Here is a 12,648-nt window from a genome sequence, read left to right on the forward strand (position 1 = left end):
GTGTCACAAAATTTGATAAGAACTTCACCTGTTTATAGCTTAAATTTATAAAATTTTTTAATTATCTCTTACCAAAAGAAAACTCGCTTCTAACTAAAAACCCAAAGCTACTTCATATTGATTTGCGTCCAAATTTAACTTGGACGCAAATTTATGAAGCAAATAGCCAAAATCAGCCCTACACATATCCCTGATCTATCATCGCGTCAGCCACTTTTCTAAAGCCCGCGATATTTGAGCCAAGTACCAAATTTCCCTCGTCGCCAAACTCCTTGCTAGTTTCGTAGCTAAGCTCGAAGATATGATTCATGATGCCGTGCAGTCTATGATCGACTTTCTCAAAGCTCCACGCGGTCATGCCAGCGTTTTGCATCATCTCAAGGCCCGATGTGCCCACGCCGCCGGCGTTTGCCGCCTTTGCTGGAGCGAAGTAAAAATCCTTTTGCGCGAGCATGAAATTTATCGCATCAAGCGTGCTTGGCATATTTGCGCCCTCGGCCACGAAACGGCAACCGTTAGCGTAGAGCGTCTTGATGTCGGCTAGGTGAAGCTCGTTTTGCGTCGCGCATGGAAATGCCCCGTCGCACGGCATGTCCCACACGCCGTTTCTGCCCTCTTTGTACTCGCTCACGCTTACGTATTTTGCGTTCGGTCTAAATTTGACGTATTCGCTAAGGCGCGCGCGTCTCACTTCTTTTAGCTCTTTAAGCACCGCTAGATCGATGCCCTCCGCGTCGTAAACATATCCGTTTGAGTCAGAAACCGTGATAGGTAGCGCGCCTACTTGATAGAGCTTTTCTACCGTGTAGATGGCGACGTTTCCGCTACCGCTTATGCTGCATTTTTTGCCCTCTAGCGTTAGGCCCGCTTTTTGCAGCATATTTTGCGTAAAATAGACCAGTCCGTATCCTGTCGCCTCCGTGCGCGCTAGGCTGCCGCCCCAGTTTAGGCCTTTGCCAGTTAGGATGCCATCAAACCTGCCGGTTAGCTTCTTATACTGGCCAAACATATAGCCGATCTCTCTAGCGCCCACGCCGATGTCGCCTGCGGGCACGTCTACGGTGTTGCCGATGTGGCGATATAGCTCGCTCATAAATGCCTGACAAAAGCGCATTATCTCGCCCTCGCTCTTGCCCTTTGGATCAAAGGTGCTGCCGCCTTTTGCGCCGCCGATATTTACGCCAGTAAGCGAGTTTTTGAAAATTTGCTCAAATCCAAGAAATTTTAGCACGCCAAGATCGACGCTTGGGTGGAGCCTTAGCCCGCCCTTGTATGGGCCAACAGCTGAGTTAAACTGTACGCGGTAGCCGTTATTTACCTTTGGTCTGCCATCATCGCCTGTGTATGTCACGCGAAAGATCACCGTGCGCTCAGGGATGACGATGCGCTCTAGGATCGCGTGTTTTTGGTACTTGCTCTCTCTTTTGATAAGCGGCTCTAGGCTGTTTAGAACCTCAGTCGCAGCTTGGACAAAGACGCCTTGACCTGGGTTGGTCTTCTTTATCCACTCCATCGTTTGTTCGATGTACTCGCTCATTTTTGCTCCTTTTTCCTTTTTTTGTAGTTAAATATTAACTCGGCTAGAAAAAATTTTTATTTAAAGATATTTTAATATTTTTATTTTAGGCAATGAGTGTTACATATCGAAACTAAATTTATAAAAAGTGGTTTTTGCATCATTTGTTGGGACAAATTTATAAAAGAGAATTTAGGCTGTGATGAGCCTAAATTTACTGAATTTGCGCCATCTCTTGCCAAAAATCAAGTACTGTGTCGCCTGCTTGGACAAAATTTAGAATTTGCTCGGTTGATGGCAGGGTTTCTTCATTTAGCCTTGCTATACGATGCTAGCAAGTGCTATGAAAAATTTCTCAAAGTCGCTTGCGATGCATCTATCGCAAAGCTCCTCATCTCCAAAGAGCCATGCATAGACCGCGCCACTCGTGCAATCAAGCAAAAATATCCACGGATCACCCACGGCAAAGACTATCAAATTTAAAGGGCGAGCCTTGCCGCTCCACCATTTGCCACCAAACTCATCTACGCTATTTAGCCGCACTAACTCACTTGCGTAGTCGCCTCTAGAGCCAAATTTGACATTGCAAATTTCAAAATTTCCAAGGTCAAATTTGCTTAAAAGCTTTGTAAATTTAGCTGGGAAATTTATGCCAAGAGCTTCTTGTGCGTTTTTAAGTGCTTGTGCGGTGGCTTTAACATCATTTTGAAGCAAGAGTCTCATGCCAGTTATACCCTCTTGCTCTAGTGGTAAGAAAATTTGATCTAACTTTTGAGAGATTTCATCTAGCTTTAAAACATATCAGTCCTTTAATCTGCTGGATTTTGGCAAATTTTATCAAATTTATTTCAGGGAGCTTTTAATTTTGGCTCATTTGTCGCCAAATTTAGACCATGATCTTCATAAATTTGTATGATACTTCCATAAAATCAAAGAGAATTTACCTTGTCTTGTTTCGTTTTTCTCTTTTGATTTTATAAAATTTCCATAAGCCCCTGCTTCATAAAAAAGTGTTTTACACTGTTCTTAAGATTTAGGGCTTATGGGTTAATGTTTCGATTAAAAATCTTAGTGCTTGACACTGAATACAAGAAAGAAACATAACCTAAATTTTATTCAGGAGTATCAAAAATGAAAAAAGCGTTTTTTTGTGGTGTTGATGTTTCTAAAGATAAAATCGACGTTTATTTTTTAACTTCTATCACGAGTGAGAAAGCTAAATTTGAAACATTGCCTAATAACCATGAGCTTATCAAAGTTTATTTTGATAGTTTTAAAAATGATGAAATTTTAGTTGTTTTTGAAGCAACTTCAAATTATCATTTGGCACTTCAAAAGGCTTTATCTGATTTAGGTATTAGATATTGTGTTACAAACCCCTATAAATCATCTTTATTTTTAAAACATCTTAGCACTATAAAAACTGATACAAGCGATAGTTATGGCTTGGCTGTTTATGCTAGGACTTTTAAAAGCGAGATCGCCCCTGATAAGTATAATGCCGAGTATTTAGAGATAAAAAGTTACAATTCCACCTTAAATTTGCTCCAAAAAATAAATACTCAACTTAAAAATTTTAAAAGCTCTCAAAAAACTTTAAATAATAAAGTAATTGATGATGTTATCGCAAATCTTATAAATGAGATTGCAAAACTTCAAGCTATGCTTCAAAAACTAGCTTTTGATCTTGTTAAAAAAACTATTCCAGAAACCGAAGAGATCATTAAAGAAAATAAAGGTTTTGGCATTGATCTCGCTTTAAATTTATTTCCACAACTGCATTTTAATAGGGATAAATCTGAAAAACAATTTATAAGCTTTATTGGTCTTAGTCCTAGAATTTTTCAAAGTGGCTCAAGCGTTCATAAAAGCCAAAAGATAAATAAAATGGGTAATTCTAATATAAGGCGTATTCTTTTTATGACTGCATTATGTGCAATTCGTTTTAACGCTAAATTTAAGTTACGCTATGAGCGTTTATTAGCTAACGGCAAAAAGAAGATGACTGCTATTGTTGCTGTTATGTGTGCGATAGTCCGCTATTTAAAAAGCTTATTCCCATTTAATCCAGAAATAAAGGCTATTTAATGAAAAAAATTCATTATAAGCTAATCTTTTCAGTTCTTGAAATCTTATCATCTAAAAATTCTTTAACAAGGGCTGATATATGCGATCATTTAAAGATTAGCAAAGCTTATCTTTCTCAAATTATTAGTAATAGATATTTAATAAAAAATCAAATTTTTTCAAAAAGGATAAAAAAATGGCAAAAAATGCAACAGCTCCATTAATGGACAGCACAAGCGAAAATCTTTATAGAGAAATTTATCAATCTCTCAACCAAAATTTAGATTGTTTCGAGCAAAAGATTAAAGTCTTAAAGACTAAAAAGATCGATGGTAAGCAAAAGCTAGATAAAGATAACAATCCCATTGTAAACGAGCTTGGAGAGTTTGAAAAGTGGGATGATAGCTATGTTCTGACTTTTGTCGCTTTAAATAGCGGTGGTGAGCATACCACAAGGATAACGCAAGAGCAATACCTTGATCTAAAAGATGACGAAGTTTATATCGCTAGTGGTAAGATCGAATATAGAATTTATAAGGACGCTTATAATTCAACTCCAGTTATTGTTTTTAATAAATTTGTCCCTGCAATTGATAGTTTTGTCACGGCAATGCTAAAACTTGAAGCACTTAAAAATGGCGCAAACGCTTGAAAAATAGGGGCTAAAACTTAGCCCTGTGCCTAGACTATCAGCAAGGTTAGGCGGGACAACGGCTAAGTTTTAATTAAGTGGTAAAAGAAAAAATGATTTATAAAAACGATAGGTTTAAAATACTTCATCAAGGCATCGATACTTTAGTTATCGGCGTAAATTGCACTGATGAAAAATATTTTAATGCTCAATTTGCGAATTTTATTCGCAAGATCGCTACACTAAAACAACAAGCACAAAATTTACGCACATTTGGCGAAAAGTATATTTTGGATGATTTGGGCTTTGATTACGGAAATTTTAAAGTATCAAGCAAAGGCTTAGGTCAATATTTTGGATATTTTTCAAACGATGATATATTTTGCACCATTTCAGATACTAAATTTAAGCCAAAAGGGCTATATCATTTAAAAATTCAATTTAGAAGCATATTTTTACTTAAATATGGACACGTTAGAGCCTATGAGCTTGTAAATAAATTTTTAAGTGATATATTTAAAGAGCATTTTAAAATAAGTGTTTTAAGGCTCGATCTTGCAACTGATGTAACTGGCATAAAATATACTCCACAAGATTTTTTACAATTTAGAAGTTTAAAAAGAGTTTCTAACTATTCAGATCAATATAAAAAAGATGACGATGATTTAATAATTGATGAGAATTCACCAGTTTTTAATGATATAACTGAAATTAATGTCAATAATTTTATGCGTTTTACTCGCTTTGAAGGTGTAAGTTTTGGAAAAAATCCACATATGTTTAGGGTTTATGACAAAATAAAACAAGTTCAAAGCAAAAATATTTCAACTCTAATTTTCACAAAATGGGAAATAAATGGTTTTAATCCTGCTGTTGATATGTTTGTATTTAGACACGAAGCGGAGTTTGGACGATCTGCAATAAAAAGATTAATCCCCATTAATGAAAGTGATGAAATTGCTTATATTTTTAATCATTTGGGGGCTTTTTGGTCGCAAGGGCTTAGTATTTGTAAATGGTATGATCTAACTGATGATGAAATTAATCGTTTAAATGCTGGCACTATTCAAAGTGATAGTGCAAGAAAAATTTATCAAAGATGCGATTTTGATGATAATAGGCTTAAATTTTGGGATATGCTTTTGCCTTGGGGCGATGATAAATTTAAAGCTCTTACTATGCACGATCTTATTCAATCAAAGGATATTAAGAAAGCAAAAATGGCTTTAAAAGCCTTTGTAAGTGCTGTTTATACTAATTTGGGTGTTAGTGGTGAGAATTTTTTATATGTTTTTACTGAAACACTTAAAGATCTTGAAAATGATGGCTTAACTCTTCACGAATACGGCTTATCAAAGCTTGCCGGCAATTTTTTAAAAAATGAAAAAACTATAAAAAATCAGAATTTAGATATAGATAATCCCCTTTTTGATGTTTTTAACGCTTCTTTAAATGATTTTTTTGTTGCTATTAGCAAAATACGAAATGATGATTATATTCATCCTATAACGAATGCTTTAAAGGGGTTTCAATGCAAAAATTAAACGCTTATGGTCTTTTGGTGTGTGAATTATTAGATAGTGGCAAGGATGTTATTTGTATTGATATTAAATGTCCTATCGTTAAAAGGCTTTACGCCAAAAAGCTTGGTTTTATTTGGGCTGATATTGTTATTGGTAGTAGAAAGGCTTTTTACTCGGCTCTTGATGAATTAAATATTCTTTTTATTCAAACAAATTTGAAAAAGCTATTAGATAGCAAAGGTTATTCTTTGCGAAATGGTCGTAAATATATTTTTGCTGTTAAACAGCCTAGATTAGATTTATTTTAAAAAAAGGGTTATAAAATGTTAAACATTATTAAAAATTTAGGTGCTTTCTCTTTAAGTGATAGTGGTTCTTTAATAAATAGTCTTAGTCAGTATCAGCCTTGTAATTATTCTTTGGATGATATTAAAACTATTCATCGTTGTAGTGCTAACGATCCGATATATCTTAAAGATATTTATTCTAACCAAATTTTCGTTAAATTGTTTGATTTTTTGATTTATGGTGGCGATGATGAATTTTTTATTTGTGATTGTATTTTAAATCCTTTAGATGTTTCTGATATACGTTTTGCTATCTCTGGTCTTTATGTTGAAATTGAAAAGAAAGATATACCAAAGGGGCATAAACTTCTCTCTTCTGATTTTAATCTAGCTAATATTTTTTCTTCTGCTCTTCTTGATTTGCCATTTTCAACTATACAAAGTGATATTACTTTAGGAGCTTTTTCTAAAGGTCAAATCGTTCAAATTAAAGATTTTAGCTTGCCTTTTTATGTTTTAGGTTGCTCTTTATTACAACTTGGTCTTAATAAATTTATTCTTTTTTATGATGTTTTTTGCCTTGATTATGAATTAGTAAAACTTGGTGTTTTTAGTGTTCGCCGAATTTTTGTTCCAGCTGGATTAGTTAGACCATTTAAGTTTGATAAAACATTTTATAAATATGTGATTGCTTTATATGCTTATATTTTTAAGAGTTCTGCCGTTAATTCTCTTGATTTATCTGATGTTGTTAAACAAATTTTTGAATATTCTGGCGAAGAAGATTTATTTAGTTTATTTTTAAGATTACGTAATGAAGCCGTTGAAAAGCAAGCTAAATCCGAAAGTAATGAGCCACCTATTTATTTATAAAGAAAGGGATTTTAAATAATGTATTCTGGTATTACTCAAGCTATTAGTAAAGTTGGTCAAGTTAATAGTGCTTTAAAAGCTGGTGGTGTTGCTGGTGCTATTGGTGCTGGTGCTAATTTTGATTTAAAAGATAATCCTGTTACTGATATAACTGCTCTTGGTATTTGGGGATTAAAAAATGTTTATAATAGTTTTTTTGATAAAAAAGAAAGTGTCGATGTTGATAAAAATATAAAAGAGCTTAGTGAATATTATGCTAAACAACGTGAAGCTAAAGCAATAGATGCACAAAAAGAAAAAGAAAAACCTAAAGAAGATAATTTACCTAAGCCATCTGATAACGATAAGCCTAGTAGTGTCCCCTTAACTTTACTTGGTGTTTTAGATCAGCAAAACCATATATTAAAGCTTATGTCTTTAAATTTAGCTGTTTTAGGAGCTGTGAAAAATAATGCTTTTGATAAACAAGCTAGCGCTAAAAAAGATAATTTATATAATCAATCTCCAGAAATTCAAGGGCGTGTTGAATTTGATAGAGAAACTGGATATTGGGTTGATCGTACTACTAAAACGCTTTATAATCCTTATACTGGCGATCGTATATACGATAATGCTTCGTCAAAAACTGGTAGTAATTCTGCTGTTTCTACTGGTGTAGATTTTAAAGAAGTGTTAAAATCTCAAGAAAAAATTAATAGTGAAATTTCTAAATATATCTCAACTATTAGCGAAAATCAAAAAGTATATAATCAAAATTTAGAAAAGCTTGTTGTTAATTCAAAAGAGTATTCGCAAGCTATGAAAGATGGTTTGGCTGGTGTTAAGCTTAAAGCCAGCGTTGCTGTCGATAATAATTTAAACGCTTCTTTGGCTATTAATAATCCAGTTGAGATTACTTTACCTAGTTCTTATGTCGATAATCAAAAAATACTTAGTGATAATTCAACTAAAACGCTTGAAATTTATAAAGAAAAAGCTGATTTTGAAAAAACTGATGTTGCGATTAAAGACCTTGATGGTAATATTGTCGCAACTACTTCGCCACGTGCTATTACTTTATCTCGTCAAGCTGTTCAGGCTCGTGTTTTAACTGATGAAAATAGTTTTGAATTAGATAGTGATGCTTTAAATTTATTTGATATTCCTATCCCAAATTTTAAAGATCTGTTTGATACTGAATTACCTAGTAAAACTTTACTTAAGGATTTAAAATAATGGCTGATAAACGTTCTGAAGCTGGAAGAATTTTAAAGCTTGGTATTGATGAAATGTTTGAAGACTTAACCTATAGCGTTGCTTATGATCAAGTTTTATCTAAATTAAAAAATAGTGGTATGGATGACGGCATTTTAAAAGATGCAATAAATAGTGGTGTCACTATTATGTTTAGCGCGGCTTTAGTAAAGTATATTCAACTTCAAGAAAGTGTTGTAAATAAAATTATGAGTATTGTCTATGCTGGTGTTGTAGCTTTACTATCCCCTTTAGGTAGATATGCCAAAAATAAGCTTAGTAATATAAAAGGCGTTAAACTTAATAGAATGCTTGGTTTTTTAACTGGCAATTTTTCTGATCGTATTGGTGTTGCCAAAGTTTTTGTGGAGTGTGGTAATCAAATTATAAATACTAATAATTCTAATAGTTCAGCACTCCAAAATGTCAATACCGTTATTAATCAACGCCAGCATATTTTAGAAACTAAAAATCAAGAATTTAACTATGCAAAAGCAAAGGTTGATAATATAAATCAAACACTACTTTTTAAGCTTTTTAGCTCTCGCTTTACTCCGCAAGATAAAGAAATTCTTAGACGTATAACTGGAAGTGATAAGATTGATATTGACGCTTTAAATCACGTTGCTGATTTTATGTTTGTTACTGATGATGCTGGTAATGTTTTAGGTCTTAGTGAGATGTTTATTACTATGATGAATGGACTAGGCTATTTTAATGGAAAGGATAAAAAGCATGGCTCTTGATTGTGAAAAGGCTTTTGAAGAAGAAATGAAGAAATTTGATAGTATTGGTGCTTGTCTTGCTCGTATTGAAAAAATATTAACTGACAATTTAAAAGATAAAAAAGATGATAAAAGCGGTTTGGCATCTTTGGATGAAACAAATCGTCTTTTAAAAATTCTTTGCCGTGATCTTGTAGGTAAAGAATAATGGTTTCTTTGCTGTGTGGTTGCTGTAATAAGAAAAAAGATTTTACTTTTTATATTGAGAGAGTATTATTTTTTCGTTCTAATACTGAAAATTTAAATGCTAGTATTGATGAAAAATATGATAAGAAAGATGCGCTTTTTGATTGCGGTTTTTCTGGTAATAGTTGTATTCGTGATAAGCGTATTTCTTCTCTTTTTGGTCTTGGCTTTTATTTTTCTGCTTATACTAATTCTAGCATTAAAAAGGCTAATGCCCCTTTACATATGCATTATAATAGCGATGATGCTGACGATTATGAATATAGGGTAGGCACTGATTTTTTAACTCCATCTGGTAAGATTAATATTACGGATTTGCCCAGCTCTTCCGAAATTTCTTCTTATTTTGATAGTAATTTATTCTTTTCTTTTAGTGATCGATCTGATTATTTTTATTTTTGTGTTCCTGCATCTTTTAATTACGCAAAATATACCAGCCGTCTATCTTTTTCGGGTTTTTCTTGTTATGCGTCTTCTAGCCCCTTTTTTAGAAGTGATCTTCGTCTTGGTCTTTTGGATTGTGACTATACTGGTATTCATGCTGAAGCTTTTAATCTTTTCTCTATTTTTTCTAGTTTTGTTAATAAATCTTTTGTTTATGAATTTTCTGATTTTATTAATATATTTGAAAGTTCTCTCTCTTCTTTTTATTCTCAATTTTATAGCGATGTAACTAACTTTAATTTACAACACCGCTATTTATCAGTTTATCGATTTTCAAAAAAGGAGTATTATGCCTATCTACAAAATTACACAACAGCAAGGCAATAGGGTTATCACTTCAACACTTGAAGCCAAAAGTGTTTCCGATCTAATTGCTTTTTTAGATGCTGTTTCTACTGCTGAAATTAAGTATATTTATAAAGTCGAGTTTGAAACTCAAAAAACTAATTTTCCGTCTGATGACTTCAATTACAATAAGCAATTTAAAGCTTTTGTATCTAATAAAAATCGTATGTGCAAGCAAATTTTAATTCATAACGTAAAAAAGACTAAAAACGAAGCTGAAATATCTGCTTTAATTAAAACACATTTAGAAGTAGGCGGACTTGCTGTAAAGGGTGTTTCTTGTTCACTCTTTATGGATAAGTAAAAATTTAATAATTTGTCTTTATAATTATTTCTTTATATAAAAAGGAGTTGCTTATGATTAGAAAAATTGTTGCTTTTTGTTTGTTTTTTAATATTTCTTTCGGATCTAATTATTTTGATAATTTAAAAGAGTCTTTTATTAATATGTCAGATGTTGAAGCATCTGAATTTATTTGTAAAAATTATCCTTATGTTGTTATGGCTTCTGGTCGTTCTTATCTTAAGGGGTCTATTTGTTATGTCGATTATTCTCTTTATGATGATAAAAAATTGGCTGAAGCTGAAAACGTTTTAAATTATAAATTTTGTAATTATGATGAGTTGAAAGCATTTTTACACTCTAAAGGCTCTTTAGAAGTTAAATTTTATGGATCAAATAAAAATTTACTCAAAACTATCCGCTATAATAAAGTTTCACGTATCCCTTGTTCTTTGATAAAATTTTAAATTTTTTTTTCTGTGTTCTTCTTGATAGATATTGTCCCCCCTCCCAAACACGGCGCCCCACCGCTCTGCGGTGTGTGCCGTGTTTTCTTTTCTCCCCTTTTAGTTTATTCTTTTTTATTGTCTTATTTTCTTTCTCGATCTTTTTATCTTCTTTAGTTGTTTTTTGTTTGCGTTGTGGCGATAGTTTCTGCGATTGCTCGAATATCTTAAACTTATAATTATGCTTTTTTGCTAGCTATCGCCACGCAAACACTACGCGGACGAAAAACGCGAAAGCGTTTTGAGCGTGCTGAAGCGTCCTTAATCTAACCTTAATTATTTAACTTTCTCTTTTTTGCTTAATATTCTCTTGTTTAAAACGTTTTAACAAAACAAACAAATTTAAAAAGTCGAATGACAAAAGAAAGGATAAAAAAATGTTAAGACAAACAATAGACGGACTTTATGCAAAAAGTCTTACTTTTTCTAGTGGTAGTGATGAAGATGCTTTACTTCCGCTTTTAGCTGGCAAAGTTGAAAGTTATTCAGTCTTTGGCGATGGTGGCACTGCTTTAGCTTCAACACCTGATCCACTTAATCGTAAAAATGTGATCGTTGGTGCTAAGACTGCGACTGGTAGAATTTCTACTATGGTAACTGTTCCACACGTTAAACAAAGTTATATGTTTCAAAATTTTCTTTCTGATTTTACTGGAAAATTAGATGCAAATTATGATACTGCTGTTAAATGCGATTATGTAACTTTGAAATTTGATAGACTTTAAGGAGTAAGAGATGTCTAAATGTTTAGTTAAAAATACAATAAATAATAGAACTTATGGCTTTGCTTTGCCGTGCGGTGGTGCTGAAGCTAAAGCATTTTGCGATAATGCACTCGAAGGAACTTACGTGATACTTACTCGTGCTAGTGAGCAAGGTAATTCAAGTGAAGCAAGCGTTGTTGAATATACTATTACTGGCAAAAATAATGCTGGCAATAAAACTACTTTTAGCTTTTATACTAAGCCTAGTGTTGATGAAGCTCAGATTAAAACCGCTTTAGCTGGTAAAACATTTAATGGTGTTAAATTTGATGAAATTTACGTTATCAGTGCTAAAAAAGCAAAATAATGTTTTCAATGTTTAATTTAAGCTCCCTATTTAATAGGGGGCTATTTATCCACGCTTTTGTTTATCTTGTTTTATTCCTTTATATCTCTATATTAAAAGATGATATTAAAGATCTTACCACTGAAACTATTACATTAAAAACTAATTTAGCAATTGAAAAACAAAATACTGAAAACGCTTTTTTAATTATTGATAATCAAAATTTAAAAATTAAGCAATTAAAAATAGATAGCGAAAAAATATCTAAAGAAAATAATATTTTAAATCAAAAATTACAAAAACGTTTTAGCACTATCGAAACACCTAAAACGGACGACTGCTTAAGTAAGCTAAAATTTTACGATACTTTACTTTTAGAGTTTAGCAATGGCAATTATTCCAAATAAACTATTTTTCTTTTTCTTGCTGTCTTATCTTGTTTTGTTTGTTGGCTGTTCTGCAAAATCTTCACAAGGTGCTATTAAAGAAGCTTATATGCCTATAGAATGTAACGTAACAATTCCAAATAAGCCTGCTTTTGATCCATTAAATCCAGAAAGTTTAAAAGATTTAATTATTTACTGCATACGAATAGAAGATTTATTAAAAGGCTGTGTAAATGGACAATTTAAACAAGGACGATAATTATTTAATTTTAGTTCTTTTTGTTGGATTTATAGCCTCGATTTTAAATCTTGAAACTAAAGATTTCTCTAAAATCAAATATAAAATTTTATCTTATTTGCTTAGTTTTTTAAGTTCTATGTTTTTGTGTTGGATTAGCTATGAAATATTTTTTTTCTTTCTAAACAATATTAGAGTTTCGGTTGCTCTTGCTGGTTTTGTAACTTGGCGTGGCACTGATTGGATATATTCAAAAATTGATAAAGCCTTAGATAAAAGGATAGAAAGGGATTAA

General features: G+C 32.5%; 19 protein-coding genes. 17 read left to right on the plus strand and 2 right to left on the minus strand.

The window, feature by feature from the left end; genetic code table 11:
* Window positions 1-178: 178 nt before the first annotated feature.
* Complete coding sequence (gene gdhA, locus B9N62_RS08025; RefSeq protein WP_087585066.1) at window positions 179-1,537, minus strand: NADP-specific glutamate dehydrogenase; 1,359 nt, start codon at window positions 1,535-1,537, stop codon at window positions 179-181.
* Window positions 1,538-1,837: 300 nt separating this feature from the next.
* Window positions 1,838-2,239, minus strand: a complete 402-nt coding sequence (locus B9N62_RS08030) for an SMI1/KNR4 family protein (RefSeq protein WP_257640230.1) — start codon at window positions 2,237-2,239, stop codon at window positions 1,838-1,840.
* Between the two features lie 408 nt (window positions 2,240-2,647).
* Between B9N62_RS08030 and B9N62_RS08035 the strand changes: the two genes are divergently transcribed.
* The 17 genes from B9N62_RS08035 to B9N62_RS08115 all read left to right on the plus strand — a co-directional run bounded on the left by B9N62_RS08035 (window position 2,648) and on the right by B9N62_RS08115 (window position 12,648).
* Complete coding sequence (locus tag B9N62_RS08035) at window positions 2,648-3,604, plus strand: transposase (RefSeq protein ID WP_087585067.1); 957 nt, start codon at window positions 2,648-2,650, stop codon at window positions 3,602-3,604.
* Window positions 3,604-3,807, plus strand: a complete 204-nt coding sequence (locus B9N62_RS08040; protein WP_072594630.1) for a MarR family transcriptional regulator — start codon at window positions 3,604-3,606, stop codon at window positions 3,805-3,807. Before B9N62_RS08035 ends, B9N62_RS08040 begins: the two co-directional genes overlap by 1 nt.
* The gene (locus B9N62_RS08045) at window positions 3,780-4,235 is read left to right on the plus strand and encodes a hypothetical protein (RefSeq protein ID WP_087585068.1); all 456 of its coding nucleotides are present in this window, start codon (window positions 3,780-3,782) and stop codon (window positions 4,233-4,235) included. The genes B9N62_RS08040 and B9N62_RS08045 overlap by 28 nt, the downstream gene beginning before the upstream one ends.
* A gap of 77 nt (window positions 4,236-4,312) precedes the next feature.
* Window positions 4,313-5,758, plus strand: coding sequence for a hypothetical protein (locus B9N62_RS08050; RefSeq protein ID WP_257640231.1), 1,446 nt, complete (start codon window positions 4,313-4,315; stop codon window positions 5,756-5,758).
* Entirely contained in the window at window positions 5,746-6,045 is a 300-nt protein-coding gene (locus B9N62_RS08055; RefSeq protein WP_072594633.1) for a hypothetical protein, read from the plus strand. Before B9N62_RS08050 ends, B9N62_RS08055 begins: the two co-directional genes overlap by 13 nt.
* Before the next feature lie 15 nt (window positions 6,046-6,060).
* Window positions 6,061-6,897 carry a hypothetical protein gene (locus tag B9N62_RS08060; protein WP_087585070.1) on the plus strand — a complete coding sequence of 279 codons (837 nt, stop codon included), beginning with the start codon at window positions 6,061-6,063 and terminating at the stop codon, window positions 6,895-6,897.
* 18 nt (window positions 6,898-6,915) lie between these two features.
* Entirely contained in the window at window positions 6,916-8,112 is a 1,197-nt protein-coding gene (locus B9N62_RS08065; RefSeq protein WP_087585071.1) for a hypothetical protein, read from the plus strand.
* Window positions 8,112-8,876 carry a hypothetical protein gene (locus tag B9N62_RS08070; RefSeq protein ID WP_072594636.1) on the plus strand — a complete coding sequence of 255 codons (765 nt, stop codon included), beginning with the start codon at window positions 8,112-8,114 and terminating at the stop codon, window positions 8,874-8,876. Before B9N62_RS08065 ends, B9N62_RS08070 begins: the two co-directional genes overlap by 1 nt.
* Window positions 8,866-9,063 (plus strand): hypothetical protein, encoded by a 198-nt coding sequence (locus tag B9N62_RS08075; protein WP_072594637.1) that lies wholly within the window; start codon window positions 8,866-8,868, stop codon window positions 9,061-9,063. Before B9N62_RS08070 ends, B9N62_RS08075 begins: the two co-directional genes overlap by 11 nt.
* On the plus strand, window positions 9,063-9,872 hold the full coding sequence (locus B9N62_RS08080) for a hypothetical protein (protein ID WP_087585072.1): 810 nt from the start codon (window positions 9,063-9,065) through the stop codon (window positions 9,870-9,872). Before B9N62_RS08075 ends, B9N62_RS08080 begins: the two co-directional genes overlap by 1 nt.
* Window positions 9,835-10,194 carry a hypothetical protein gene (locus B9N62_RS08085; RefSeq protein ID WP_072594639.1) on the plus strand — a complete coding sequence of 120 codons (360 nt, stop codon included), beginning with the start codon at window positions 9,835-9,837 and terminating at the stop codon, window positions 10,192-10,194. The genes B9N62_RS08080 and B9N62_RS08085 overlap by 38 nt, the downstream gene beginning before the upstream one ends.
* A 53-nt stretch (window positions 10,195-10,247) precedes the next feature.
* Window positions 10,248-10,640, plus strand: coding sequence for a hypothetical protein (locus tag B9N62_RS08090; RefSeq protein WP_072594640.1), 393 nt, complete (start codon window positions 10,248-10,250; stop codon window positions 10,638-10,640).
* A 416-nt stretch (window positions 10,641-11,056) separates the two neighbouring features.
* A complete protein-coding gene (locus B9N62_RS08095; protein ID WP_087585073.1) occupies window positions 11,057-11,404 on the plus strand; it encodes a hypothetical protein in 348 nt (115 codons plus the stop codon).
* Between the two features lie 10 nt (window positions 11,405-11,414).
* Window positions 11,415-11,750: a hypothetical protein gene (locus tag B9N62_RS08100; RefSeq protein ID WP_072594642.1), complete on the plus strand. Its 336-nt coding sequence runs from the start codon at window positions 11,415-11,417 to the stop codon at window positions 11,748-11,750.
* Complete coding sequence (locus tag B9N62_RS08105; protein WP_072594643.1) at window positions 11,750-12,136, plus strand: hypothetical protein; 387 nt, start codon at window positions 11,750-11,752, stop codon at window positions 12,134-12,136. Before B9N62_RS08100 ends, B9N62_RS08105 begins: the two co-directional genes overlap by 1 nt.
* Window positions 12,117-12,374 carry a hypothetical protein gene (locus B9N62_RS08110; RefSeq protein WP_087585074.1) on the plus strand — a complete coding sequence of 86 codons (258 nt, stop codon included), beginning with the start codon at window positions 12,117-12,119 and terminating at the stop codon, window positions 12,372-12,374. The genes B9N62_RS08105 and B9N62_RS08110 overlap by 20 nt, the downstream gene beginning before the upstream one ends.
* Window positions 12,349-12,648: a hypothetical protein gene (locus tag B9N62_RS08115; RefSeq protein ID WP_072594645.1), complete on the plus strand. Its 300-nt coding sequence runs from the start codon at window positions 12,349-12,351 to the stop codon at window positions 12,646-12,648. The genes B9N62_RS08110 and B9N62_RS08115 overlap by 26 nt, the downstream gene beginning before the upstream one ends.

The sequence above is a fragment of the Campylobacter concisus genome (genome assembly GCF_002165785.1).
Lineage (GTDB): Bacteria > Campylobacterota > Campylobacteria > Campylobacterales > Campylobacteraceae > Campylobacter_A > Campylobacter_A concisus_W.

Bases quoted from the DNA above. Each gene is read 5' to 3' on its own strand.
- gdhA (WP_087585066.1), bottom strand. From the start codon at position 1,537: ATGAGCGAGTACATCGAACAAACGATGGAGTGGATAAAGAAGACCAAC.
- B9N62_RS08030 (WP_257640230.1), bottom strand. From the start codon at position 2,239: ATGAGACTCTTGCTTCAAAATGATGTTAAAGCCACCGCACAAGCACTT.
- B9N62_RS08035 (WP_087585067.1), top strand. From the start codon at position 2,648: ATGAAAAAAGCGTTTTTTTGTGGTGTTGATGTTTCTAAAGATAAAATC.
- B9N62_RS08040 (WP_072594630.1), top strand. From the start codon at position 3,604: ATGAAAAAAATTCATTATAAGCTAATCTTTTCAGTTCTTGAAATCTTA.
- B9N62_RS08045 (WP_087585068.1), top strand. From the start codon at position 3,780: ATGGCAAAAAATGCAACAGCTCCATTAATGGACAGCACAAGCGAAAAT.
- B9N62_RS08055 (WP_072594633.1), top strand. From the start codon at position 5,746: ATGCAAAAATTAAACGCTTATGGTCTTTTGGTGTGTGAATTATTAGAT.
- B9N62_RS08060 (WP_087585070.1), top strand. From the start codon at position 6,061: ATGTTAAACATTATTAAAAATTTAGGTGCTTTCTCTTTAAGTGATAGT.
- B9N62_RS08065 (WP_087585071.1), top strand. From the start codon at position 6,916: ATGTATTCTGGTATTACTCAAGCTATTAGTAAAGTTGGTCAAGTTAAT.
- B9N62_RS08070 (WP_072594636.1), top strand. From the start codon at position 8,112: ATGGCTGATAAACGTTCTGAAGCTGGAAGAATTTTAAAGCTTGGTATT.
- B9N62_RS08075 (WP_072594637.1), top strand. From the start codon at position 8,866: ATGGCTCTTGATTGTGAAAAGGCTTTTGAAGAAGAAATGAAGAAATTT.
- B9N62_RS08080 (WP_087585072.1), top strand. From the start codon at position 9,063: ATGGTTTCTTTGCTGTGTGGTTGCTGTAATAAGAAAAAAGATTTTACT.
- B9N62_RS08085 (WP_072594639.1), top strand. From the start codon at position 9,835: ATGCCTATCTACAAAATTACACAACAGCAAGGCAATAGGGTTATCACT.
- B9N62_RS08090 (WP_072594640.1), top strand. From the start codon at position 10,248: ATGATTAGAAAAATTGTTGCTTTTTGTTTGTTTTTTAATATTTCTTTC.
- B9N62_RS08095 (WP_087585073.1), top strand. From the start codon at position 11,057: ATGTTAAGACAAACAATAGACGGACTTTATGCAAAAAGTCTTACTTTT.
- B9N62_RS08100 (WP_072594642.1), top strand. From the start codon at position 11,415: ATGTCTAAATGTTTAGTTAAAAATACAATAAATAATAGAACTTATGGC.
- B9N62_RS08105 (WP_072594643.1), top strand. From the start codon at position 11,750: ATGTTTTCAATGTTTAATTTAAGCTCCCTATTTAATAGGGGGCTATTT.
- B9N62_RS08110 (WP_087585074.1), top strand. From the start codon at position 12,117: ATGGCAATTATTCCAAATAAACTATTTTTCTTTTTCTTGCTGTCTTAT.
- B9N62_RS08115 (WP_072594645.1), top strand. From the start codon at position 12,349: ATGGACAATTTAAACAAGGACGATAATTATTTAATTTTAGTTCTTTTT.